The sequence below is a fragment of the Enterovibrio norvegicus genome, from assembly GCF_002876705.1.
Lineage (GTDB): Bacteria > Pseudomonadota > Gammaproteobacteria > Enterobacterales > Vibrionaceae > Enterovibrio > Enterovibrio norvegicus_B.
The window spans coordinates 42,672-66,847 of record NZ_MDAG01000012.1 but is presented as its reverse complement, the minus strand read 5'-3'; the positions used below and the strand labels follow the sequence as shown (position 1 = coordinate 66,847).

Here is a 24,176-nt window from a genome sequence, read left to right as displayed (position 1 = left end):
ACCCGTTACTTATCCGGATACCCATTCGGGTTGTTAGACTGCCAGCGCCACGTATCCGCGACCATATCATCTAACGAATGTGTCGCTTCCCAGCCGAGTTCAGCGCGTGCTTTTTCAGGGTCAGCCCAACATTCCGCGATATCACCAGGGCGGCGTGGAGCAATCTTGTAAGCAATTTCTTTGCCGCTGGCTTCGCTAAAGGCCGCGACCATTTCCAGTACACTTTTGCCATCGCCGGTGCCAAGGTTATAAATGTGCAAGCCTGCTTTCGGGCCCACTTTATCAAGCGCCGCCAAATGGCCATTCGCCAAATCCACAACGTGGATATAATCACGCACGCCGCTGCCATCTGGTGTTGGGTAGTCATCGCCAAACACAGACAAAAATTCACGACGACCAACAGCCACCTGAGAAATGAACGGCATTAAGTTGTTTGGAATGCCTTGTGGATCTTCACCCATTTCACCGGATTTGTGCGAGCCAACAGGGTTGAAGTAGCGCAGCAGCGTAATGCTCCAATCAGGGTTTGCTTTGTGGAAATCTGTTAGACACTCTTCCACCATCAACTTGCTGCGGCCATAAGGGTTAGTGGCAGAAGTAGGGAAATCTTCACGAATCGGCACAGACGCAGGGTCGCCGTATACCGTCGCTGATGAACTGAAGATAATCGACTTCACGCCCGCATCGCGCATCGCATCAACCAACACCAGCGTACCGTTCACGTTGTTGTCGTAGTATTCGAGAGGCTTTTCAACAGACTCGCCCACCGCCTTCAAGCCAGCAAAATGGATAACCGCATCGACGCTTTCCTTTGCAAACACAGAAGCCAAAAACGCTTTGTCACGGATGTCGCCCTGATAAAATGCTGGCTTTTTACCCGTCAGCTTTTCAATGCGATCAAGCACCGCGAGCTTGCTGTTATGAAGGTTATCGATAAGGATAGGATTCAAACCTGCTTCGATCATTTGAACACAGGTATGGCTGCCGATGTAGCCAACGCCACCGGTCACAAGTACGTTCATAGTAATTCCTGATTGGATTGTAATTATATGCTCGCGCCAAGCACGAGCTGATTCCATTAACGAAGATTATATACCCAAATAAGGGCAAGTTGCAGGGCTATGTAACTGCTAGCACAATGTCACTCTGACTGTTTTTTACGTGGGTTTTGTTGCCCCAAAACCAAGAAAGGCGATGGTTTCCCATCGCCTTTCTCCATTCATGCCTCTACCCACAGCGCGACATTATTCGTCCCATTTGCGCTAGGCGGCCTCTTCAGACAAGGGCAATTTACCCAGCAATGCCCTGACTTTTGTGGTGATACGGAAAATGTGACTGATCGCCGAAAAGTACACCGCAAACAACACCAAGAAAGCAATAAACATGGTGGTTTCACTGATCGCATAAAGCTCACCCAAAACACCGATTGCGGCGAAGATCGACGCCAATGCACAGATAAACACCAAGGTCATGCGAGAGGATAAACCAATGCGCTGGCAAATATGGTGCAGGTGTTCGCGGTCTGGTTGAAATGGCGATTGCCCTTTACGCACACGGCGCACCATGATGGTTGCCATGTCCATTAACGGCAATGCAATAAACCAAAGCGCTGTGACAGGGTTAATCGTAGTGGAATGTTCAGGCTGAGAACCACGGATCAAGAACCACACTACGGTAAAACCAATCAGCATACTGCCCGCATCACCCATGAAGATTTTGAAGCGCTGCCCCAAAGGAATACCAAGGTTAAGCAGAATGTAAGGTACCAATGCAGCAATCAGCATCACACAGTTTGTAGCAAGCACATCCTGTCCGCCCCACCAAAACATAATGGCGAGCGCACCAAACGACACCGAAGCAAGGCCACCGAGTAAGCCATCAATGCCATCTACCATGTTGAACGCATTGATCGCGCCAATAACTGCAATAATGGTCACTACATAGCTCACCCAATCAGGCAAAAACACCGGTACGTTACCCGCAATGCTTCCCAAACTTTCAAGGCTCAAGTTCGCCGCGAAAATCATCGCCAACGAAATGCTCGCTTGTACAAACAAACGCACTTTAAAGCTGATATCAAATTTGTCGTCCAGCACGCCAATAACAATCAATACCGCCCCACAAAAGAGATACAGCAAATCGTCGGGATTTTTCTCGGTGTAAATTAACGATGCAGTCAGCACCGCCAAGTAAATAGAAACACCACCCACAAGCGGAACAGCACCATTATGGTGTTTACGCTCGTTAGGTTTATCTACTAACCCAATTTTTTTTGCCACCTTTCGCAGAACGAAAAGCAGCACAAAAGACAACAAAAACGTTGTTAAGATAGCCAATGACATAGAGTTTAAGCTTTAGTTATGAAGTTTAGCCAGCATCAGGGGATGAGAGTTGGCGGAATAGATAGTTAGAGCGTTGTTAAGATGTTTCAAAATCTAAGTAAAAAACACTTATGGATTCTTTAATCACCTAAGTATGTTGACTCATACTGTCTCGAAACTGTCTCCCAAGTGTATCTAGACATAGCAATTTTTTTCATATTTTCACCGACCTGCGATGTAACAATGCCATCATCTTGGGACACTAAGATATTAAGTAGTGAGTCAACACTTGAGAAATACAGTGCAGTGTTCTCAGTACTATATCTATTAAAATCACAATCAAAAGCATATATGCACATACCAAAGTGCATCGCTTCAACTAATGAAGGATTCGTTCCACCAGCTGAATGCCCATGAATATAACCAATGCAAGACTTTCTCAAAACGTAGAGTTCCGACAAATCATATATCGGATCCAAAATTTCAATATTCGGGAAAGACGAGTATTTACCTTTCAATTTAGAACCGTAGTCACTTCGGTCCCAATTCCCAATGAACTTTAATTTCTTATCAGATCTTGAGAATGAATCCAGTATCATTTCAACATTATTTTCAGGCTCTACTCGGCATAGAGACAGATAAAAGTCACTTTTTTTAACGTCACTTGAGTTAATTGGAATAACGTGGTCACCGCCATACGCAATCACCTCGTTATCAAAACCATACTCTCTAACAACATAATCACCAATCGCCTTGTTGTCAGCGATAATAACATCAGAATACTTAATTGCTAACGATTCCGAAAGTTTAAGAAACCGCTTAGTCCAATGACCCCACTTGTCTCTCTTCCACTCAAGGCCATCAATATTTGTTACTATTTTCGAACTTGAAAAAAAACGATAAATCGGCAAAAAAACACAACCGGAAACACCGAGAATAAGTGTCACATCAGGTTTTATAAACAAACATTTAACTAGTGAAAAAATATCATAAGGGATACTCTGAATTCCGTTTGCACTCAGAGGTATATAAGACAACACAGCTCCATTATGAATTGATTTCTTCTCTGAATATGATTTTGAAGAACAGAAAACATGATATTTTATAGCGTCGGATGAATACTTTGTCAAATACTCCACCAGTGATTCAAACCCCCCATAGCAAGCTGGTATACCAACTGTTCCAATTACAGCAACCTTTGTCATAGTCCAACTACCTCACTGAACTTCATGCCTTCTGAGTCTTTAGTAGAAAGAATTGGGTTTGTGGATAACCCCCAATTAACATTGAGATCATCATCATTCCATTTTATTGACTCTTCAGCAGATGGATTGTAATAATCTGTACATTTATATACAAATTCCGCCTCTTCACTCGTCACATAAAAACCATGTGCAAACCCCTCAGGCACCCATAGCTGGCGCTTGTTTTCTGCCGAAAGGTATACGCCCACCCATTCTCCAAACGTCGGTGAATCTTTTCGAATGTCTACAGCCACATCAAATACTTCACCTGATACCACACGAACCAGCTTACCTTGTGTATTTTCAGTCTGATAATGTAGGCCTCGCAAAATTCCTTTTTTTGATTTTGAGTGGTTATCTTGAACAAATTTCGTTAACTTACCCGTAACTAATTCTTCGAATTTCTTTTGATTCCACGTTTCCATAAAGAAACCACGTTCATCACCAAATACTGTTGGCTCGATTATTTTCACATCAGGAATATCTGTATCGATTACTTTCATAATTAACTCACGTATTCTTTCAAATTCTTTAGTGCCAACTTCCAATTACTCGGTTCAATACCAAACAGGTTATTAATTTTTTCGCAATTCAATTTTGAGTTTGATGGTCGTTTCGCGGGTGTAGGATAGTCAGATGTAACAATGGGGTTTACTGTAATGTTTTTAGTAAGTAGGCTCTGTTTTATTGCATCATCAAAGATGCTATTTGCAAAATCACACCAACTTACGTGCGGCATTCCTGAGTAGTGATACACGCCAAAGCCAACGTTGTTTTCATTTACGATTGCCTTAGCGATGTTAATAAGGGCTTTAGCAATGTCACCCGCATACGTTGGACCACCAAATTGGTCTGCAACAATCCCCAACTCGTCTCTTGATTCAGCCAATCTGAGCATGGATTTCACGAAGTTATTTCCATGCTCACTAAATACCCACGCCGTTCTTAAAATAATGTGACTGTAGCAGGCTTCTGCCACCGCGATTTCACCCGCTAGCTTGCTTTCGCCATACACACCTTGAGGCCCGGTTTCATCACTTTCTAAGTACTCGCCATCTTTGTCGCCTGCGAACACATAATCAGTCGATATATGCAGCATTGCAGCACCGACTTTACTCGCAGCTTTTGCTAGATTGGCTGGGCCATCTCGGTTAATTGCGTATGAAAGTTCAACTTCCTCTTCAGCCCTATCCACAGCGGTGTGTGCTGCAGCATTGATAATTGCATCCGGTTTGAAAGATATAACCTGATCATTGACTTGATTCATGTTTGTTATATCTAGTTCATCACGGTCCAGTGCTAAGAATTCAACGTCGTTCATACTTGAAAGCTGCTCTACTAAGCAGCTACCAACTTGTCCTAAACTTCCTGTAATGAGTAGCTTCATGCGCAAACAAGCTCTTCTTTTAAAAGTCGACTCAAATACTGGCCGTATTCGTTTTTCATCATCGGCGCTGCAATTTTTTCAACCTGCTCAGTCGTTAGCCAGGCGTTACGCAATGCAATTTCTTCCAAGCATGCCACTTTTAGTCCTTGTACATGTTCAATGGTTTGAACAAAAGATGAAGCTTCATGAAGGCTTTCATGGGTGCCTGTATCTAACCAAGCAAAGCCACGACCTAAAAGCTCTACGTTTAACGAACCATTGTTTAAGTACATCTCATTAAGAGTGGTAATTTCTAACTCTCCACGGTCCGATGGACGTACTTCTTTGGCAAGCTCGACAACACGATTGTCATAAAAATACAACCCTGTTACCGCATAGTTTGATTTAGGTTTCGCTGGCTTTTCTTCAATCGATACCGCTCGCATGCTTTCATCGAACTCGACCACACCGAAACGCTCTGGGTCTTTGACCTGATAACCAAATACGGTGGCTTTTCCACTCGTCGCTAGCTCTCTTGCATTTTCGAGCTGTTTACTGAAAGACTGACCATAGAAGATGTTATCACCCAACACCAAACACACACTGTCATTGCCAATGAACTCTTCACCAATGATAAATGCTTGAGCGAGCCCATCAGGACTTGGCTGAACGGCATATTCCAGCTGGATTCCGAAATCACTTCCATCACCCAGTAAACGACGGAATCCTTCGTTGTCTTCAGGAGTCGTAATAATCAGGATCTCGCGAATACCCGCCAACATCAGTGTCGATAACGGGTAATAAATCATGGGCTTGTCGTACACAGGAAGAAGTTGCTTAGAAACGCCACGCGTGAGTGGGTATAAACGGGTGCCAGAGCCACCCGCCAGAATGATGCCTTTCATAAGTAAAGGTCCTAGGTAATAAGGTCCTAGGCCCTAGGAAGAACCTAGAGCAAAGGAAACAGAGACGAAAAGAGACTTGTTAGTTTGCCCCGTGGCGTTCGCGGGTGTAAGAACCGTCTAGAACGCGGGACCACCAATCTTGATTATTTAGATACCATTCAACGGTTTTTCGAATACCGGATTCGAAGGTTTCCTCAGGCTTCCAACCTAGTTCCTTTTCAATTTTTGACGCATCAATAGCGTAACGGACATCATGACCAGGGCGGTCTTTTACGTAGGTTATCAAGTCGCTATATTGGGTAACACCAATTGGCTTGTTTGGTACCAGCTCTTCAAGCAAAGAACAAATGGTTTTTACCACGTCAATGTTGGCTTTTTCATTGTGACCACCAATGTTGTAGGTTTCGCCTACCTCACCTTCGATCGCCACTTTGTAAAGCGCACGCGCGTGGTCTTCTACAAATAACCAATCGCGGATTTGCATACCATCTCCGTATACTGGTAAGGCTTTTCCTTCCAATGCATTCAAAATCATCAAAGGAATGAGTTTTTCAGGGAAATGGAATGGACCGTAGTTGTTAGAACAGTTCGTGACTATGGTTGGAAAACCATAAGTACGCTGCCATGCGCGAACCAAATGGTCGCTTGATGCTTTTGACGCAGAGTAAGGGCTGCTTGGTGCATATGACGTTGTTTCAGTGAACAAATCATCACTACCTTCCAAATCGCCGTAAACTTCATCTGTAGAGATGTGATGGAATTTGAAAGCCCCTTTACGATCTTCGTCAAGCCGGTTCCAGTAGGCACGCGCAGATTCTAGAAGGGTGTACGTACCCACAATGTTGGTTTCAATAAATGCGGCCGGACCGTCGATAGAACGATCAACATGGCTTTCCGCAGCGAGGTGCATTACTGCATCTGGCTGGTAGGTAGCAAAAATGTCATCCATTACGCTGCGATCACAGATGTCTGCTTCAACAAACGCATAGCGTTCATTGTTTTCAACATCTGATAGGGACTCTAAATTGCCAGCATAAGTTAGCTTATCAACGTTGATAACGCTGTCTTGGGTGTTTTGAATAGCATGGCGTACAACAGCAGATCCAATAAAGCCTGCGCCACCAGTTACTAAAATCTTCAATTTATTCAAAATAATCACTTAGGTAGGTAGAGAAATGTGCGCTTACTTGCTAACGACACAAAAACAACAATAAAAATCACGCTAGAGCTTAATATAAATGGAAACAAAGATGACATGAAATTACTCCCATATAAAACTGCTGCACCAAGTCCAAAAAATAGGTCCCTTGGAAACCCGAAGCATCTTATAAAAAAGAAACCCCTTAACAAAAAAGCAATATATAGAGAGAAAAAAGGCACTGAATAAAAGCCAAACATTGATACCGCGTCCCCCAATAAAAAACTACTTAAATAGTTCATTCTGCCGCTAATATAAGCATCATAGAATAGCATTTCAGTTAAACGCTGAGCTGGAGCTTGAAAGTCAGCGACCTTGAAAACCTCACCAAGGTAGAAAATTATATCAAAAGGTTCCGCAATGCTAATATCATTAACCCAGAGTCCTACAGAATAGTAATAGGGTGATATTTGACTCACAAAGAGTCGAGACGTTAAATATAATATTAACTGTTGAAAGTCGTAGTCTGGATACGTCAAAGAAAATATTAACACCAAGACACCAAAAAGAGAAATAAATGTCAAAAATAGTGAAGATAGGTTTGTTTTTCTTTTATATGCTTTCAACTTGCAAGAACAATAAAGTAGATAGTACAATAAAATATATGCAACGAGTTTTGATTTAGATAACTCAAAGCTAACATGGTACACGGCGCAAAAAAAACTAATAAACAATAACAATTTTGCTTTACTTTTAAATATTGAATTTCTATTTCTGGATAAAACGACTCTAGATAAAAATATAAAACTAAGTACAATAGAAAGCTCTTTAGCAAAAAGACGCCGTACCAATGTTGGTACGGCTGTAGAGTTGTGTAATCCGGAGGTGCGCATTACAGCAAGATCCTGAGCAGACATACCTGAAAACATTGCTTTTTGAGGGATCCCATAAACCGCTAAGATAAGTAGTGTTGAAGCCACCATTAATGACGTTAATAGTATTAATATATTAACACTACAAAAAGAGTCTTCTTTTCTATCAATTTTCACATAATCATAAGAACGTTCTTTTATATTAAATAGCGCCGAAACTATCAACCAACAAACTAGAAATATTAAAACACCTAACAACCCCCATTCATATCCACCCGGCATCACTCGTTTTAAAACAGAATTAGTGTCTGGCAAGTTATAAGCAAGAATAGATCCAAATCCCAAAAGAACAACGACATTAAATAAAATGAAAAATCGAAACTCATAAGACGAAGCAATGGAAAATGCCTTAGGATTTAACACCTGCCGATATAATATATAACAAGTAGTTAACAACACTAGAACTTGTAAAGTTATATATATCATATGAGTCCCAATCTAGACTTTAACTCTTCTTTCTCATCATTAATATTTAATTCAAATCGGTCAAAATCTTCGAGAGCCAAAATTTGTTTTATTTTGGCTGCAATGTCTTCACTGTCACGACTAGTACATATCAACCCTTCAATGGATTGTGATACATAATCCAACGAATATGACGGAGATATAGAAAGAATTGGAAGGTTTGATTTGATGTAAAACCAAAATTTCGAGGGTAACAGATCTCGATTGGTTGTGTTAGAAATCACAAAACAATCAAAATCTTCTGATATTTTCGACAAATCTCCTGAGGGAACTTCTTCTCTGATTTCAACAAATTTAAATAATTTAGTATAAAATATTCTTTCAATGGCATTAAATCGACCTAGCATTGTCAGAGTGATTCTTTCTCCTTTTTCGTTGAGCATCTTTATAGAACGGCACAAGCAGAGTAGATTCTGACCAATTGAACTTTTCAGCAACCCTCCGGCATATAATAATCGAAGCTCACTTTTGTTACTTAAATTACGTTTGATTGAATATATTTGACTGTCAAAAACAGATATATTAAGCAACAAATACATCGGAATTTTATATTTACTTTCGTAGTGTTTTTTAAGACCAGGGATATTGGTCGATAAAAGATATACATCTTTTATTTTATCTTCTAAAGACAATAACTTATTTTTATATCGCCACCTTTCCATTCGACTCCAAAGTGACTCAAAATAAATTCCATCTCTAATATCTAGAACAATCTTACTTCTGGTGTTTTTAGAAACAAATTCACATACAGAATAATCAGGACAGCATAATACGACAACATCATATTTACCAGAGTTAATCGCTTCACTAACTTCCACAACCCAATCTTGAGGTAGTTGAGGATAATGACCTAGAGCAAAATTTATTAACCTATGAAAAACCTTTTGAAAGAGCCCTTTATTTTTACCAGATTTAGGAGATGAAATATCAACGTTATGGTCCTTAAAAAACTCTTTCCATAGTAAACTTCTTTTACCTCCTGGATTATTACCATTTTCTCCGTAATAATTAACTATCAATACATTACTAATAAAGCTCATTCACTCCACCTTCGTTACATTTTCATAGAGTTTTTTTTCAAACTTCTCTTCAAAGCTACTGTTATGCCAGAGTAGAGTAAAAACACCGTTTACCTGTTTACATTGTTCTTTAAGAAAAGAAACTCTTTCTAAGGCTCTGTTAAAATTGTTTAATCCTTCATACTTAGTTGAAAGTATTGAAGCATCCATACAAACTAAAGGAAACTCACTAATATTAGTAGATTTGTCATTTTTCAAATCATATAACTTAAATGGATGACATGTTCCGCACCTAAATCCCGAAAGATCAGCGTAACCAAGACTAGAGTCTACGTTGATATTGCTAGATTCCAACCATGCCGGTGTATTAAATGCGTCCCATTTTAGGAAATGAGTACGGCTATGTAATTCTTCACCTTCAAAATAAGCTGCTGAGTCTCTGAATTTATTAACGTTGAGCTCAAAAATGGCTTTGTCAGTCGTAGAGTCGTATGATGGATGGATACCTATTAGATGCCCTCTATCTCTTATCTCCTCTACGAGCTTTGTAACCAATTTAGATTCGATACTCAAATTAGAATCTAATTTTGATGTATTGTAAGGAATAAAATAAAAAATAACCTTTCGATCATTCCTTTCATTTACATCCATAATATAGCGAACATTTTCAGTGAAAATATCATTCTGATTTATATTCAAACTCGAAAAAATAAATCTTTTTATAAGCCCTATAGATCGCGAGAATTTTCTTTCCTTTACTAAAGAAGTAATAAATTTTCTAAAAAAGGATTTATATGACTGAAAATAGTATTCAGTTGGATAATCTACATCACAAGAAACAACTGTTGTGAAGTTATCCTTGTTTTTTTTGTTAACGCCTATTAATTTAAGTTCCTCAGCCACCAACTCGACATACCAATCAACAACTGGAAACTCTAAGAAACCATGTTTAAAAGCAAAAGATTCCTTAGCAGGAAATCTCTGATGGTCATCAAGTTGTTTACTTTCATTTAATTCCTCTATTCTAGAAAGCATAAAGAAAATAAAACCAAAAACATCTACATCCGTAACTCCATTAACTCTTCTATTGGAAGAGTTAATAACAGGAACTTTTTTTCCTTTCAATAAAATATCCACCTTATCTAGGCTGAGTATTTTATCAACTTTCAAATCACCAGACTCAGAATCCCAAAAAAAAAGTGGGAAACTAACTTCCTCTCCATTATATTCAATTATAATAGATAATTCTTCTCCTGAGTTGTATCTAATTTTTATATCGTATTCGATTCCCAATCTTTCTTGAAAAACATAGTTTACCGCATAGGTAAATTTGTTCGAAATAAAAGGAACATGAATTGTTATCATCGTCTAACACCAATAACTCTAGCAGGATTGCCCGCGACGATAGTTCCTTCACAAACATCCTTAGTGACTACACTTCCGGCTCCAACAACAGCACCATTTTTTACTGATACACCTTTTAAAATAATAGCACCAGCACCAATCCAAACATCATCCCCAATATTAATAGGACTATCAAGATTCGCTTGTAATCTCATTAATATATTTTCATCTATTCCGTGATCTCTAGACCAGATAGTTACCTTTGGGCCAATCATAACATCATTGCCTATATTAATATTACCCAAGAAGTGACACCCAGCATTTATATATATATTACTACCAATTGTAATTAGTTTATCACCAATCACTCTAGTATCGTCTTCAATCTTACCACCGCCAGAAAATTCCACATTATAAATAACAGAACTAGGAGCAATCGAAACATCGAGTTTGTTTTTTATTATTCTATATCTAATTCTTTTTACAATATTACTAATTATTTCCTTAAGCATAAGCGTCCTATCATCTTAAATAAAACTAACAAGCTATATAGAAATGGCTTTATATCTCCCTTGTTAAAGATCATCCATACTCTTCTTTTACTACCGAAAACATTGTGTTTGAAATGTTTTAAGTAACCTTTTCTAGTAAGAAGGTTGGGGATTTCATGAAGCATCAAGACTGTATGGATGATATCTTTTGTATCTTGTTCGTACTTAACAACATCCCCCTCAGTAGCAGACTTGAAAAGTGACACATGCAGGTTTACGCCACTTGAAGAACCCACTTTATTCCACATCATGGAGCGTAAATTGACTTCCATCAATTTGAAACTTTTTTCTCTGCTATCATATTTAAATTCAGGCTCTATAACACCACAGACATCCAGTTCTAAAACAAGCCTTCTACCTTGCTCTAACACTTCTTTGGTAACTTCATTTGACGCACTACACACTACACCATAATTGTCCGGATATTGTGTAAGCTTTTTTCCTGCCCATTCATTTTTAATATCGCCGTTTTTATCTTTGAAACAGGTATATGCATAAATATTTGTATCATCTCCTGGTACAAATTCTGATGCTAAGAACCCTACCCCATTTTTCAAATGAGAATTAATCAGGCTTAGATTTTGACTAAGAGCCTCTAAGTCTTCTAAATACAGGTTCCTGAATACGGGAACAAAAAGATCTTGCCGAGTAACAGGTTTAATAATAATTGGGAATGTTAATTTTTCTAAATCATCAACGGATATTGAAACTTCTATATTTTTACTTCTTGGGTAAGGTACACCGATGTGTTCACATACTTGATATTGATAGCTCTTATCTAGGGCTTTTTTTAGACTTTTTTCATTGATAGGAATATAACAAAAAGAAGAAATATCGTTATAAATATCGGCTAACATCTCCAATTGCTTATCATCTGTTGGAAATATAACTATGTAATCATAATCATCTTTCAATCCAATGATTTTATCTTTAAGGTCTGATAAACATGGTGACAGAGATGAAACCGATACAAGTTTGTTACTGTATCTTGCAATAGAACGTCCATAATCAAATAAGACCAGATCTTTTATACCACTTTCATAAAGTTCGGATACAATAGAATATCCATTGACATGTCCGCCTAATACTAATCCACAAACTTTATTATGCATAGACTACCTTATTTAAATTGTTTATCGCCCTAATCTTGCATATTTCATCGTGATGAAAATCAACACTAAATATAAAACAAAATTGGTTGATGATAATATATATAAAAAACTTAAAAATGATAATTCAAAATAATCAGAACAATACATTACTAAGACATTTGAAATTAAGAGGATAACTTGCCAAATCAATGATATATGTTGTTTTTCAAATATACTATTTGTACAACTAAGAGAAGAAGCAATAAACCTCACAGCGAAAAATGGGATCAATATCTTTGCATATGAACCAGCGACCATCCAATCATTTCCAAATACTAATTTGAAAACTTCCTCCACTAGGAAGAATAGAGGCGTGAAAAAAATCAGTGCCATCATAAGTAGCTTGATCAAAGCCGCTTTGTAAGTACCCCATGCACATCCAGTACACTTCTTTTCTTCTGTTGCTTGCTGAAAATATACCTGACCTATCGAACTTCCTACTATAGTAGATGGTAACCCTAAAATTCTTTGGGCTAATGCATAGAAACCCAAAGTACCAACGGAATAGAAAACCGAAATTAGCATGTTATTCAAGTGAATTGCCAAGTTATTAGCTAATATTGCCCACATTGAAAATTGAGGAAATTTTTTATATCGTTTAGCTAATGCCTTAATTTTTAGTAGGTTAAATTTATAACAAGAATAATCTCTTTTCACACTTCTAAATAGTGAAATATTACCAAATAGACTTCCTACAACTTGACCAACAATCAATCCATTAAAATTAGATGCGTAATAGGAAAGCAAAAGCTGGGTAGCGCACATAGATGTGGATTGAGTAATTTTAGATCTAGCTATAGGTTTATAAATAGATTTCCTTGTATTTAGGTAGTTTAGAGTATTATATATTCCTGTAGAGAAAACGACTAAAGGAATTAGGTAAAGCCATAATCCAATACTTTTATTTCCTAGTAATAATTCTATCTTTTCGTTAAACAACCATACTATCAGGAGAGTAGCTAAAGATATGGTAATAGCAATGATTAAGCATAATCCTGCTACGTTATATGCATCCTCATCTTTCTTCGGGAGCATTATTGCTAATTCATACCTTGCATTTGCAATAGAGCCAATAGTCAGTGTTATACCTACAAATATAGCCAACAAACCAAAGTCTTCTGGTGTATAAAGGCGTGTCAGAATAGGAGTTATTGCAATAGGAATGGCTTGCCCTATTATCGTCCCTGATAATAAGGTGATTAGATGTCGATTAAACTTGTCATTCATATCCTAGACAACTTGCATAACCATGCATAGGTAAACTAAATACTTGCTTTGCAAGTTTTTCCGCAATAGGAAAATCACCATCGTTATAACCTAGATCAACAAAGGCAGTTTGTTGATGCATACAAGTCCTGTAATATACCATCGTTGGAATACCTAGGTTTTCGAACCCTTTCATTGACGCCTCACGACGATCGCTACGAAGGGTATATTGTGCCCATGAACTTGTATAGCCTTGAGGTAATTTAGGAACAATAAATTGCTCTGCGTACTCTTTAGCATATGCTTCCGCTAACCTTTCTCTTGCCCCTAGCTCCACTGAAAATTCTGCCAATTTCTCTAGTAGAATAGCAGCTTGAATAGTGTCAAGACGGCTGTTTACACCAATACGGACGTTATCATACTTATCTGAGCCTTTACCATGAATTCTCAACGAGCGCAGTAGCGCTGCGTAATCATCGTTGTTAGTAAAAATAGCCCCCCCATCACCATAGCAACCTAACGGTTTGGCAGGGAAAAAACTAGTAGTTGCAATATCACCAAATGCACCCGCCATCTTGCCATTCAACGTCCCACCAAAACCTTGAGCTGCATCTTCAATTAACGTTAAGCCGTACTTCTTGGCAATTGCTTCAATTTCCACGTAGTTCGCAGGAAGACCAAACAAGTCCACAGATACAATCGCTTTTGGAACGAGTTTCCCCTCTGTAATTACGTGTTGAATACGTTTTTCTAAGTCGACGGGACAAATATTGAAGGTACTTTCTTCGGAATCAACAAATACAGGAGTCGCGTTTGCGAATGCTATAGTCTCTGCTGTGGCAAAGAATGTAAATGTAGGGCAGAAAACCGCGTCGCCCTCTTTTATGTTTAATACCATCATCGCTAGAGTTAAAGCATCAGTACCATTGGCACAAGTAATGGCGTGTTTTACGCCAACATATTCGGCTAATTGTTCCTCAAGTTCTAAAACTTCAGGTCCCATAATGTAATGACCATGGTCGAGTACTTTATGGATGCGAGCATCAATCTTAGTTTTTAGATGTTGGTATTGCGCAGCTAAATCAATAAATTGCATTGTTACTTTTACTCTTTAACGACCGTTAATATTGAACCATCGAGCTGATAAATAGTTTGAGTATGAGGGCAGGTTATGGTTAAGTGACCCTTTAATGGCAAATCAAGTTGCTCACCATATTGGCTCATCCAACCAATTTGTTTCGCTGGAACGCCAACCATTAAAGCAAAAGGTTTAACGTCTTTGTTCACGACAGTACCTGCACCAATGAACGCGTACTCACCAATCGAAATACCGCACACAACTGTACAATTTGCACCCAAAGTGGCTCCCTTTTTGACTATCGTGTCACGGTATTGGTCTTTGCGTTCAATAAGAGAGCGAGGGTTATAAACATTCGTAAACACCATGCTTGGCCCACAAAATACCCCCACTTCTAGGTGGACATTGTCATAAACAGAAACGTTGTTTTGAATTTTACACTGGTCCGCAATGGTGACCTTGTTGCCAATAAAGACATTCTGACCAAGAGAGACTTTACGGCCAATCTGGGCGCCCGAGCACACATGTGCCCAATGCCACACTCTAGAGCCTTCACCTATAATCGCACCATCATCAACAATGGCAGTTTCATGCTGAAAGAAACTCATTGATACCCCAATTATTAAAGGGAGCATTTGCCCCCTTGTTATGAATTAAAGACGGATGTCGGCTTCGCCTAAACTTAGGACATGTTTCACATCGTATAGAATGTGATTTTCTTTTCCTAAACGACGGAGTGCCTCAACACCCATCGCTTTCGTCTCACTATGATCAACAGCTAAAACGATAGCGTCATAACTACCTTCGTTCAGCTCATCAATTAGTTCAATGCCATACTCATGACGAACTTCGTCTTTTGAAGCCCAGCTATCGTGTACATCGACCGACATATTATAGTCTTGCAACTCTTTTACGATATTGATGATTTTAGTGTTACGAACATCAGGGCAATCACCTTTAAAGGTGAAACCTAATATCAGAACTTTTGCTTCATCAATATGGATTTTCTTGCTCGATAGCTTTTTAACCAGTTGTGTCGCGACATATTCGCCCATACCATCATTGATACGACGCCCTGCCAAAATGACTTCTGGACGATACCCCACCTCTTGAGCTTTATGAGTTAGATAGTACGGGTCAACACTAATACAGTGTCCCCCCACCAAGCCCGGCTTAAACGGTAAGAAGTTCCACTTTGTACCTGCCGCTTTCAACACTTCTTCAGTATCAATGTCTAATCGGTTAAAAATCTTCGCGAATTCATTAATGATGGCAATATTTAAATCACGTTGGGTGTTTTCAATGACCTTAGCTGCTTCAGCAACTTTAATAGAAGAAGCTTTGTGTGTGCCAGCGGTCACAATAGACGCGTATACCGCATCAACAAAGTCTGCAACAGCGTCTGTCGAACCTGATGTGATTTTCGTGATAGTCGTTAGTCTGTTCACTTTATCACCAGGATTGATTCGTTCGGGGCTATAGCCAGCGAAAAAGTCTTGGTTAAAAATCAATCCTGACATTTTTTCGATGATAGGGAGGCACACTTCTTCTGTCGCACCTGGATACACGGTTGATTCGAAAACAACAATGTCTCCTTTCCGTATGACTTGAGCAAGGGCTTCAGACGCTTTCTTTAATGGGGTCAAATCGGGCGTATTTTCTTCCGTGATTGGCGTTGGCACCGTCACCACATAAAAGTTACACACTAACAAGTCTCTCAACTGATGTGTGTACTGCAAATGAGGCGCACTCGCTAACTCTTCTGGCGAACACTCCAACGTAGAATCTTTACCGCTCTCAAGCTCTTGAACGCGAGCCTCATTGATATCAAAGCCCAACGTTTGATATTTCTTGCCAAATTCTACGGCCAGCGGTAAACCTACATAGCCTAGACCGACGATACCGATATTCAATTCATCTAATTTCATTTGTTATCCAAAGTATTATAAATTCAGTGGCAAACCGATTTCTTTACCATCACGAGCGGACCGATAAGTGCTAATAAGCAGTTCTAGTGATTTCAAGCCTTCACGACCATCAGTTTCTGGCTCTGCTTTACCTCGCAAAACGTCAGCCACATTTTGGAAGTAAGGTGGGTGACCAAAACCATAGACTGATGTGGTCTGATAGTTCGCACTATGAATATCTTTGTCGTAGCCACGCTCATCTTCAAACGTCCACTCTTGAATATCATTCACCGCAACGCCACCGATTCTTACCGTGCCTTTTTCGCCAAGAATAGTTATCGAACCTTCAAGGTTTTTGGGGTAAGTACACATGGTCACTGCCATAGAGCCCAGCGCACCGTTGCGCCACTTAATATTGACCACACCCGTATCTTCAACATCAATATCGCGGTTAGTAGACGTCATAGCGTGGACTTTCTCTACCGGGCCAATTAACCAATGCATTAAATCCACATAGTGTGTAGCTTGATTCATAAAGGCACCACCATCCATGTCCCAAGTGCCTGACCAAGCAGCACGATTGTAATATTCTTGCGGACGGGTCCAAAAAACATTGAGATGAACCATATGAATTTGACCGAAGCGCTTTTCGGTAACCGCGCGTTTTAGCAGTTGAAGTGTAGAGTTACGACGGTTTTGTTTCACAACAAATAGACGAACACCTTCTTCGTCACAGGTGCGCACCATGTCAAGGCCGTCTTGCCATTTCGTTGCCATTGGTTTCTCAGTAACAACGTGTATTTTTGCCTTAGCAGCTTTTATAGCTTGAGACGCATGAAGTCCACTTGGTGTGCACAGAGTCACTAGGTCTAATTTCTCGGCAACTAATAATTCATCAAAAGACAAATAACCCGGAACTTTGTACTTCGCTTTATGCTCTGTCAGAACATCCATATCCGTATCACATACAGCTACTAACTCAAACTCTGAACTTAACTGTTCAATTGAGCCAAAATGATTTTTTGAAATTCTTCCACACCCAACTACTGCGATGCGCAATTTATTTTTATTTTCCATTTACCTTCAACTTAAATTTTTAGTTCAAATAGAAACACAGCTTTGAAAATGAAATTTTAGAGCCTCAGTTTTTTATTTCTTTATAACCGTTTTAAATAATAAAGAGATCACAGTTAAACCAAACCCCATCATTAACGCTAGCAGCACAGTGAATGGGCGGTTAGGTGTCACTTTCAACTCAGGAACAACGGCCTGGTCAATAACTTTAAACACAAACTCATCTTGCACTTCGGCCAGCATCAAGCTCTTCGTTTGTTCTTCAATGAGTGAGTAAAACGTGCTTTGCATATCCGCAATAGCCGTTTTTTCTAACTGGCTCTCTAAATATGCGAGGTTTTGAGTTGCTTCTTTTATGGTGCGCTCACGCATGACTTTGTTAATGTCTGCAATGAGCCAATCCGTCCATTGCTTCGCTAAATATGGCGAGTAATGTTTAATCGAAAGTGTATAAAAGCCACTTATTTTATTTGAACCTACAGAAAGGACTTCTTTCACAAACGCTTCATACATTTCTTGTTCAGAAGGCTCCGAACCGCGCAATCCTTCGGGCTCACGTAACCAGGTATTTGTTTCAGCGTTGTAGATTTCTTCATCGAGAATCAGTTCGTTCTTTCCTAAGTCCCACCCTTTGGCTGCCATAAGCGGCACCATTAATTCGTGCTTTGCAATGAAAGCATTCACAAACTGACGTGACTTAATCACTTCTGCCGCTAAATCGGTTTGTGACGCTTCTCCGCCCCCTAAGTTCACACCAGCCAAAGAAGCTAAACCACCAAATTGCGACGCCATTTTAGAAAGGCCGCCGCTACTGGATTCCGCAGGGGCTAGCAGTGCATCAGCTTTGTAAATATTTGGCAGGCTCAGTGCGTAAAACACACCCGCAACAGCGAAGAGGAACGTGGTCGCGATGATGATCCATTTGCCTTTCCATAGGGCGGCGAAGAGTTCGCGCAGGTCGATTTCATCCGAGTCGGGAGCCTGAGGTTGAAAATGGGCGTCGGTTGGATACTGGGTCGGTATGTCTTGAATATTCTTATTCATAGTTAGTGGTTTTTGAGTACGGATTACTGATTACAGGTAAGGGCTAAGAGCCTGGATTAATGAAGACTGATTACGGAATACTGGTAAGAGCAAAGCGCTTGGATTGCTAATTACTGGGTATCGTAGTCTGGTGTGTCTTCGCCAATTCGTGACTTCTTTGTTTTAATGAGCTTTCCCAAGCTTCCGGCGATTGGTTCAGCCTCATTGATTAGTCTCAAGCCTTCCGTTTTATCGATATATCCGACTTCTATTCCTATATAAATTTGCGTAATAAGTTCTGCAGTTGATGATTTAGCGATGTTGAGAAATCGAATTTGGTCTTTTGGCGAGTCTCTATCTTCACCCTCAGCAATATTGGACGGTATAGATAGACCCGAACGTGTGATTTGGTCTCTGAAGCCCCAGTCGCGACATTCCTTCATCAACTTATAGATATCACAAGAAAGCCGACAAGCTTGTTGCCATACCTTTAGCTGCTTAAATCTCATGGAAATCCTTTTCCAAAGCGAATACTGACTGTGGATTACGGGTTACTGGAAAAAGCATGATTACAGAGAACAACAAAATCGCTCTTTCAGTATTCAGGGCTCTTCCCTGTAATCCGTAGTCCCGCTCTTTTATTTCAGCGCATTGACTGCTACACCCGTCTGGTAAAGGATCTGCGTTGCGGCAGTCCAAACACTCAGTGCATCGCGGTAATCGGTATCTAGCGGAACAACGACGGTGTCGCCGGCTTTTAGCTCTTCGCCTTGGTTACCGAACCAATAGCCGCTGTTTGGTTTGAAGACTGAACCGTCGGCACGAACCACAAAGATGCGATCTTCATCGGCTTGTTTTTTCATGCCGCCGGCTTTGTTGATGTAGTCATCCACATCTAGCTTGTCATCACGCAGGTAAGTGATTGCTACTTGCACTTCGCCCATCACAGAGACTGTGTTGCGGTAGGTTGGCACGAACAGGAAGTCGCCGTCTTCTAGCATGAAGTCTGCAGAACGATTGCCTTCAATCACTTCATCTAACTGAACGACCATACGGCCAAGCGCTTTGCTTTGACTTGCTTCTTCCACGAACGCCAGTGTTTTATCTGGGTTGGTGATCATCGAACCCATGTTGCTGTCACGGTGGAAGGTTTTCTTCGCGGTTTCTTTACGAATATCTGCCGCGTAGTCTTCAAGCAGTTTTTGTTCTTGAAGTCGCAGCGCTTCACGGGTGAAGATTGCACCTTGCGGGTTGGCAAACTCGGTTAAGCCTCCAGCACGCTTAATGATGTCTTGCAGGGTGTCGCCTTTGCTCACCGCATACGTGCCAGGAAAGCGCACTTCCCCTTTGAGTACCACGGTGTTTTGCTCTTTCACGCCCGGTTGTTGCAACACGTTCAAACGATCACGCGGCGCGATGGTCAGGTTTTCACTTGCATCACCCAAAATGGCATTGCCAAGGTTTAGCGGAGAGATCTGTACACTTGCGCGTTGGCTTTCACTGTTCACTAGCGTGCGTGCCAATTCCGCGTTCAGCACATAGGCTTCTGCCGTTAAACCGCCCGCTGCTGTTACCAAATCTTTAACCGTGTTTTTGTCAGTGATTGGGTAACGGCCAGGGTTCTTCACCTCACCCACCACTTCCGCGATCAGCGCTGGCGAACCATATACGGATTGTTGTTGCAGTTGCAGAAGCACAGATGCCAACAGTACGTTTCGGGTAGAGCCCTTGATTTTTTCAATGTGCTCTTTGGTAATTTCTTGCCCTTGATAAATCAGCTTGGCTTTCTGGGTTGAAAGCTGTTCTTCCCCTTCAATGGCTTGTTGCTCTTCGCGCTGTTCATTGGCTGCTTGCGCTTTGGCTTCTTCAAGGGTCTTCGCGGTTTCTGTTTTGTCGTTCACCGCTTCCAACGCTTGGCCGTCAAAACGGTTAAATACCAGCACACGGTCGCGTGATTGCAGCTTGATGTTATCGGCACTTGCTGGGTTCAAAATCGCATTAGCCAAGTTGAATTGCAGTACGCGGATATCGCGTTGTGGATTAATTTCTCGCACCACCAAGGCGTAATTCAGGTCTGCGGTTGCATTAAACGCAGAATCAATGGAGGTGAAAAGATCACTGATGCGCAGGTTTTTTGTCCACTGCTTGTAACCTGACTGAAGCACATCACCTTCTAGTTGTACAAAATGCTTGAGTTCATTGCTGCGTTTAGCGATTTCAATGTCATCGCCGTTTGTAAGGCGGGTTGAAAGGCCAGCACGTGACGCTAAATCTAATGTCAGCACATCACGCATGCCTTCTGCTGAAGGGCGCTTCACCAGCACAAACTCGCTCAACGCATTCGCGGTTAACCCACCCGCCATGTGCAGCATATCTTCATAGGTTTCACCGCGTTTTACTTCGTAAATCGCAGGGCGGTTTACTTCACCGTGAATAGACACAGTCTGAGCTACTGGGCCAATGAAAACGGTGTCCCCTGGCTGTAGGCGGACATCATTGCGTGAATCGCCTTTTAACAGCAATTCATACATGTCTAACGTGCGAATGTGTTGCCCGTTTCGTTTCAGTTGCACATTACGCAGCGCACCAGATTCGCTAAAGCCGCCGCTGTAATAAATGGCTTGGGAAATGGTGGTAAGTGCACTGACTGAATACGCGCCTGGTTTATAGGCATCACCCATCACGAAAATTTGCATGCTGCGCATTTCGCCCATGGAAATGTCACTGCGCACCCCAATCATTTGTTCTTTAACGCGCTGAGTGAGGGATTCACGCACTTCGGTGAAGCTCATGCCTGCCACTTGAACAGGACCAAGGGAAGGAAAATTCACCACGCCTTCACGGGTAACGCGTAAACGGTGGGTATTGTTTTCTTTACCAAATAGCTGAATGACGATTTCGTCACCCGGTCCGATTTGATAATCCGACGGCACCGGCACATCGCTCATCGGTGCAAACGTGGTTGGTGACCCTGCAAACAAAGAAAGGCCAAAGCGTTCAAGTCCGTGTTTGCTTTGTTTAGCGCTATTTTGTGCTTGCTTTGCCTTTTGGCTCACGTCAGGACGTGGAGCGACCACTTCGTTGGTTTCAAACGCTTGCGTTGCCTGTCCGCCTGTAGGCAGGCTAACACCATATTGCTTTGCCAGTGCCTGCTGTTGATCAGCCGGTAGGCTTTTAAACATTTCCATTTGTGCTGCCGTTGGGGCTTGCGCCACTGCCGTATACGGCAAGAACGAAGAAACCAACACGGCGCCAACACAGACTAAATTTTTTAATCGAAAAATCATGAATTAAAACTCGTTACGTCAATCGATGAATGCTAAGAAGGGGTTAGAAACGGTATTGAAAACCAAGGTTCACGGCGCTCTGTCCGAGGTTGTCACTGGCAGAGGCATTGATAAACTCGACGGTGACTGCCGTTTCACTGCTGAGTGCGTAGTGCATACCCAAACCAAAACTGAAACCGCTGTCTGATACCTTGCCGTTTCCGTTGTTATCCACCTCGGATGCCACGTAACCCGCAAGCGCATACATCGCGATTTGGTTGGTCACTGGAATGTTTCCTTTCACATATGCCGAGGCTAAGCTGTTGACTGCAATGCCATCCGTTCGCTTTAGTCCCGTACCAAAACGTCCTTCCACCGCGAGATAATCGTTAAAAAAGTACCCTGCTTGGGCTTGAAGCAAGATTGGGCTTGCTTCTGAAAGCTGATTCGTTGCGGCTTCTGTGTATTCCACATTGCTATATCCAACGATTGCCCCGGTGTAAAGGTCGGCTGTCGCTGTTGGTGCTACCAGCATTGCAATGAGCAAAGAGCCTGCGGCAATAAAAGATGTTGTTCGCTTCACCATACTTTCCTCAAACGTGGCGTACTCTCAAACCAGAAATCTTCCACACCGCGTTTTAAGCACTTTGTTAGGGAGTTTCGTTAACTTGAGTGTCTGTAATGATTAAAATTTTTGACGCGAATCAAGTATCGCGCCAACGTGTTTTTAGCCACGGTTGATGGCTTTCACTTACGCTACCGCCCTTGGGTGTCGTTCCCAAAGTACGCAGTAAAATAGGTTGTGGAGGTAGATCGTCAATAGACCTTGTTATTGGCATTTACGAGTGCACCCGCTAAAGCCTGTTTTCTGATCGCCTTTCTAGGCAATGTACTTTTATATCTACGATTGTTTTTTGTACACAAAGATATAAATGCGGCGGAAAGTGTATCACTTACAGCTCACATGGATTAATTACAAATCAGTTATTTTTTATCTAACTGTCTCAAAATTGAGCTGCCACTGATAAGATGATGTTTTTTTGGACGATGCATATATTGCAACTATCTCAACAGTGCACTTTATGCGATCGAAATAACGTAAATGTTATATATTTTGACACATTTAGTTACATCAAAAAGGCTCAGAAATCGCCATAAACCGTTAACTGGCCGAGATTAATCACCGCGCCATTTTCTAATAACTCCACTTCACCTTCGTGGCACACTGTTAAACGCACTTCTGGTTTAGGCTCATTCACATAAAACTCACACTCTGAGGTGCTAGCGCCAAATATACGGCTATAAACAATCACTTGACTTGAATACATGCGCTGATGGAGAAACACAAAGTGTTCATTGGAAGGAGAAACGCGCACTTTCTCTACGACGCCGTTGCTCCACAGAATGGTGCCATTCGCTTGAATGGCATTACTTGATGTAGCGCATCCAGCAATGGTGAGAGATGAAAAAATGAGCAAGAACAAAACAAATACTTTCATGACTACACCTACTAGGTAAATTATTTCGGCCAGAAGTGTACTTTACTGAGACGATTGACTCAATAGTCAGCCATAAGACGTGATTTTAAGCATTGAAAACCCAATAAATGCCAAACAAGTGGGGATTGACATTGTTTATATGTTTACTTAACTCCTAATTATGTTTAGCATTTTAGAAGCCTGTCTAATAATAGAAACAGGCATCTCATTAAGTTATGGAGTTTCACATGAAAAAATCAGCAATTGCAGCACTTGTTGCGATGATGATGGCAGCACCAGCAATGGCAGCTGAAGAAGCATCAACCACTGGTGGTTCTGCGGGCGGTGCTTCTGCATCTACTGCTGCTGCTGGCGGTGTTAGCGCAACGGCAATCGCAGTTGGCGTAGCCGTTGTTGCTGTAGCCGTTGTTGCTGTTGATGCATCAAACAACGACACTGCAACAACCACTTCAACTTCTGTTACCACCCAAGGTTAATCAGTAAGTTGTGTAAAAAAAACCGAACAGCGCAAGCTGTTCGGTTTTCTTCGTATTGATACCCAGTCAATGTGCTTGGCGGCTCTGTTAGATCTCGTTAGCGCTGTTGAAAAAAGACGAACAACACCACTCATCGCCAAGGTATTGATTGATAGGTTTGACATTATTTTACGCCACCATGATGGGTGAATCTCGGTTCGCTTCGGTTGGC

At 41.1% G+C, this 24,176-nt stretch carries 23 protein-coding genes; 1 reads left to right on the top strand and 22 read right to left on the bottom strand.

Annotation, left to right across the window (positions count from 1 at the left end):
- Positions 1-5 precede the first annotated feature (5 nt).
- From galE to BCT27_RS25815, 22 genes are all read right to left on the bottom strand, one after another.
- Positions 6-1,022 (bottom strand): UDP-glucose 4-epimerase GalE, encoded by a 1,017-nt coding sequence (gene galE, locus BCT27_RS07275; protein WP_102395418.1) that lies wholly within the window; start codon positions 1,020-1,022, stop codon positions 6-8.
- A 240-nt stretch (positions 1,023-1,262) separates the two neighbouring features.
- Positions 1,263-2,342: a UDP-N-acetylglucosamine--undecaprenyl-phosphate N-acetylglucosaminephosphotransferase gene (gene wecA / locus BCT27_RS07270; RefSeq protein ID WP_102395417.1), complete on the bottom strand. Its 1,080-nt coding sequence runs from the start codon at positions 2,340-2,342 to the stop codon at positions 1,263-1,265.
- Positions 2,343-2,461: 119 nt separating this feature from the next.
- The gene (locus tag BCT27_RS07265) at positions 2,462-3,526 is read right to left on the bottom strand and encodes a DUF1972 domain-containing protein (protein ID WP_102395416.1); all 1,065 of its coding nucleotides are present in this window, start codon (positions 3,524-3,526) and stop codon (positions 2,462-2,464) included.
- Complete coding sequence (rfbC, locus tag BCT27_RS07260) at positions 3,523-4,068, bottom strand: dTDP-4-dehydrorhamnose 3,5-epimerase (RefSeq protein ID WP_102395415.1); 546 nt, start codon at positions 4,066-4,068, stop codon at positions 3,523-3,525. The genes BCT27_RS07265 and rfbC overlap by 4 nt, the downstream gene beginning before the upstream one ends.
- Before the next feature lie 2 nt (positions 4,069-4,070).
- Positions 4,071-4,952, bottom strand: a complete 882-nt coding sequence (rfbD, locus tag BCT27_RS07255; protein ID WP_102395414.1) for a dTDP-4-dehydrorhamnose reductase — start codon at positions 4,950-4,952, stop codon at positions 4,071-4,073.
- Positions 4,949-5,836 carry a glucose-1-phosphate thymidylyltransferase RfbA gene (gene rfbA / locus BCT27_RS07250; protein ID WP_102395413.1) on the bottom strand — a complete coding sequence of 296 codons (888 nt, stop codon included), beginning with the start codon at positions 5,834-5,836 and terminating at the stop codon, positions 4,949-4,951. The genes rfbD and rfbA overlap by 4 nt, the downstream gene beginning before the upstream one ends.
- A 79-nt stretch (positions 5,837-5,915) precedes the next feature.
- Positions 5,916-6,977 (bottom strand): dTDP-glucose 4,6-dehydratase, encoded by a 1,062-nt coding sequence (rfbB, locus tag BCT27_RS07245; RefSeq protein ID WP_102395456.1) that lies wholly within the window; start codon positions 6,975-6,977, stop codon positions 5,916-5,918.
- A 14-nt stretch (positions 6,978-6,991) separates the two neighbouring features.
- Positions 6,992-8,332, bottom strand: a complete 1,341-nt coding sequence (locus tag BCT27_RS07240; protein ID WP_102395412.1) for a hypothetical protein — start codon at positions 8,330-8,332, stop codon at positions 6,992-6,994.
- The gene (locus BCT27_RS07235; protein WP_102395411.1) at positions 8,329-9,411 is read right to left on the bottom strand and encodes a glycosyltransferase family protein; all 1,083 of its coding nucleotides are present in this window, start codon (positions 9,409-9,411) and stop codon (positions 8,329-8,331) included. Before BCT27_RS07235 ends, BCT27_RS07240 begins: the two co-directional genes overlap by 4 nt.
- Entirely contained in the window at positions 9,412-10,755 is a 1,344-nt protein-coding gene (locus BCT27_RS07230; RefSeq protein ID WP_102395410.1) for a polysaccharide deacetylase family protein, read from the bottom strand. It abuts the gene before it with no gap.
- The gene (locus tag BCT27_RS07225) at positions 10,752-11,246 is read right to left on the bottom strand and encodes a DapH/DapD/GlmU-related protein (RefSeq protein WP_102395409.1); all 495 of its coding nucleotides are present in this window, start codon (positions 11,244-11,246) and stop codon (positions 10,752-10,754) included. The genes BCT27_RS07230 and BCT27_RS07225 overlap by 4 nt, the downstream gene beginning before the upstream one ends.
- Positions 11,231-12,397 (bottom strand): hypothetical protein, encoded by a 1,167-nt coding sequence (locus tag BCT27_RS07220; RefSeq protein ID WP_102395408.1) that lies wholly within the window; start codon positions 12,395-12,397, stop codon positions 11,231-11,233. Before BCT27_RS07220 ends, BCT27_RS07225 begins: the two co-directional genes overlap by 16 nt.
- A gap of 21 nt (positions 12,398-12,418) precedes the next feature.
- A complete protein-coding gene (locus tag BCT27_RS07215) occupies positions 12,419-13,663 on the bottom strand; it encodes a lipopolysaccharide biosynthesis protein (protein WP_102395407.1) in 1,245 nt (414 codons plus the stop codon).
- Positions 13,656-14,738 carry a DegT/DnrJ/EryC1/StrS family aminotransferase gene (locus BCT27_RS07210; RefSeq protein WP_102395406.1) on the bottom strand — a complete coding sequence of 361 codons (1,083 nt, stop codon included), beginning with the start codon at positions 14,736-14,738 and terminating at the stop codon, positions 13,656-13,658. Before BCT27_RS07210 ends, BCT27_RS07215 begins: the two co-directional genes overlap by 8 nt.
- Positions 14,739-14,746: 8 nt before the next feature.
- Positions 14,747-15,328, bottom strand: a complete 582-nt coding sequence (locus tag BCT27_RS07205) for an acyltransferase (protein WP_102395405.1) — start codon at positions 15,326-15,328, stop codon at positions 14,747-14,749.
- 45 nt (positions 15,329-15,373) lie between these two features.
- Positions 15,374-16,648, bottom strand: a complete 1,275-nt coding sequence (gene tviB, locus BCT27_RS07200; protein ID WP_102395404.1) for a Vi polysaccharide biosynthesis UDP-N-acetylglucosamine C-6 dehydrogenase TviB — start codon at positions 16,646-16,648, stop codon at positions 15,374-15,376.
- 15 nt (positions 16,649-16,663) lie between these two features.
- Positions 16,664-17,704: a Gfo/Idh/MocA family protein gene (locus BCT27_RS07195; protein ID WP_102395403.1), complete on the bottom strand. Its 1,041-nt coding sequence runs from the start codon at positions 17,702-17,704 to the stop codon at positions 16,664-16,666.
- A gap of 72 nt (positions 17,705-17,776) precedes the next feature.
- Positions 17,777-18,745, bottom strand: coding sequence for a Wzz/FepE/Etk N-terminal domain-containing protein (locus tag BCT27_RS07190; protein ID WP_102395402.1), 969 nt, complete (start codon positions 18,743-18,745; stop codon positions 17,777-17,779).
- A gap of 110 nt (positions 18,746-18,855) precedes the next feature.
- Positions 18,856-19,233, bottom strand: coding sequence for a four helix bundle protein (locus BCT27_RS07185; protein WP_102395401.1), 378 nt, complete (start codon positions 19,231-19,233; stop codon positions 18,856-18,858).
- Between the two features lie 129 nt (positions 19,234-19,362).
- Positions 19,363-22,011, bottom strand: coding sequence for an SLBB domain-containing protein (locus BCT27_RS07180; RefSeq protein ID WP_102395400.1), 2,649 nt, complete (start codon positions 22,009-22,011; stop codon positions 19,363-19,365).
- 43 nt (positions 22,012-22,054) lie between these two features.
- The gene (locus BCT27_RS07175) at positions 22,055-22,576 is read right to left on the bottom strand and encodes an outer membrane beta-barrel protein (RefSeq protein ID WP_102395399.1); all 522 of its coding nucleotides are present in this window, start codon (positions 22,574-22,576) and stop codon (positions 22,055-22,057) included.
- Between the two features lie 556 nt (positions 22,577-23,132).
- Complete coding sequence (locus tag BCT27_RS25815; protein ID WP_241908524.1) at positions 23,133-23,489, bottom strand: hypothetical protein; 357 nt, start codon at positions 23,487-23,489, stop codon at positions 23,133-23,135.
- Between the two features lie 227 nt (positions 23,490-23,716).
- On the opposite strand from BCT27_RS25815, the gene BCT27_RS07165 reads away from it, so the two are divergent.
- Positions 23,717-23,965: a hypothetical protein gene (locus tag BCT27_RS07165; RefSeq protein ID WP_102395398.1), complete on the top strand. Its 249-nt coding sequence runs from the start codon at positions 23,717-23,719 to the stop codon at positions 23,963-23,965.
- Positions 23,966-24,176 lie beyond the last annotated feature (211 nt).

Excerpts from the sequence above, each read along its gene's own strand:
- wecA (WP_102395417.1), bottom strand. The coding sequence starts at position 2,342 with ATGTCATTGGCTATCTTAACAACGTTTTTGTTGTCTTTTGTGCTGCTT.
- BCT27_RS07205 (WP_102395405.1), bottom strand. The coding sequence starts at position 15,328 with ATGAGTTTCTTTCAGCATGAAACTGCCATTGTTGATGATGGTGCGATT.
- BCT27_RS07220 (WP_102395408.1), bottom strand. The coding sequence starts at position 12,397 with ATGCATAATAAAGTTTGTGGATTAGTATTAGGCGGACATGTCAATGGA.
- BCT27_RS25815 (WP_241908524.1), bottom strand. The coding sequence starts at position 23,489 with ATGAAAGTATTTGTTTTGTTCTTGCTCATTTTTTCATCTCTCACCATT.
- tviB (WP_102395404.1), bottom strand. The coding sequence starts at position 16,648 with ATGAAATTAGATGAATTGAATATCGGTATCGTCGGTCTAGGCTATGTA.
- BCT27_RS07235 (WP_102395411.1), bottom strand. The coding sequence starts at position 9,411 with ATGAGCTTTATTAGTAATGTATTGATAGTTAATTATTACGGAGAAAAT.
- BCT27_RS07225 (WP_102395409.1), bottom strand. The coding sequence starts at position 11,246 with ATGCTTAAGGAAATAATTAGTAATATTGTAAAAAGAATTAGATATAGA.
- BCT27_RS07240 (WP_102395412.1), bottom strand. The coding sequence starts at position 8,332 with ATGATATATATAACTTTACAAGTTCTAGTGTTGTTAACTACTTGTTAT.
- BCT27_RS07230 (WP_102395410.1), bottom strand. The coding sequence starts at position 10,755 with ATGATAACAATTCATGTTCCTTTTATTTCGAACAAATTTACCTATGCG.
- BCT27_RS07265 (WP_102395416.1), bottom strand. The coding sequence starts at position 3,526 with ATGACAAAGGTTGCTGTAATTGGAACAGTTGGTATACCAGCTTGCTAT.
- BCT27_RS07215 (WP_102395407.1), bottom strand. The coding sequence starts at position 13,663 with ATGAATGACAAGTTTAATCGACATCTAATCACCTTATTATCAGGGACG.
- BCT27_RS07165 (WP_102395398.1), top strand. The coding sequence starts at position 23,717 with ATGAAAAAATCAGCAATTGCAGCACTTGTTGCGATGATGATGGCAGCA.
- rfbA (WP_102395413.1), bottom strand. The coding sequence starts at position 5,836 with ATGAAAGGCATCATTCTGGCGGGTGGCTCTGGCACCCGTTTATACCCA.
- BCT27_RS07195 (WP_102395403.1), bottom strand. The coding sequence starts at position 17,704 with ATGGAAAATAAAAATAAATTGCGCATCGCAGTAGTTGGGTGTGGAAGA.
- galE (WP_102395418.1), bottom strand. The coding sequence starts at position 1,022 with ATGAACGTACTTGTGACCGGTGGCGTTGGCTACATCGGCAGCCATACC.
- BCT27_RS07185 (WP_102395401.1), bottom strand. The coding sequence starts at position 19,233 with ATGAGATTTAAGCAGCTAAAGGTATGGCAACAAGCTTGTCGGCTTTCT.
- BCT27_RS07190 (WP_102395402.1), bottom strand. The coding sequence starts at position 18,745 with ATGAATAAGAATATTCAAGACATACCGACCCAGTATCCAACCGACGCC.
- BCT27_RS07210 (WP_102395406.1), bottom strand. The coding sequence starts at position 14,738 with ATGCAATTTATTGATTTAGCTGCGCAATACCAACATCTAAAAACTAAG.
- rfbC (WP_102395415.1), bottom strand. The coding sequence starts at position 4,068 with ATGAAAGTAATCGATACAGATATTCCTGATGTGAAAATAATCGAGCCA.
- rfbD (WP_102395414.1), bottom strand. The coding sequence starts at position 4,952 with ATGAAGCTACTCATTACAGGAAGTTTAGGACAAGTTGGTAGCTGCTTA.
- BCT27_RS07175 (WP_102395399.1), bottom strand. The coding sequence starts at position 22,576 with ATGGTGAAGCGAACAACATCTTTTATTGCCGCAGGCTCTTTGCTCATT.
- BCT27_RS07180 (WP_102395400.1), bottom strand. The coding sequence starts at position 22,011 with ATGATTTTTCGATTAAAAAATTTAGTCTGTGTTGGCGCCGTGTTGGTT.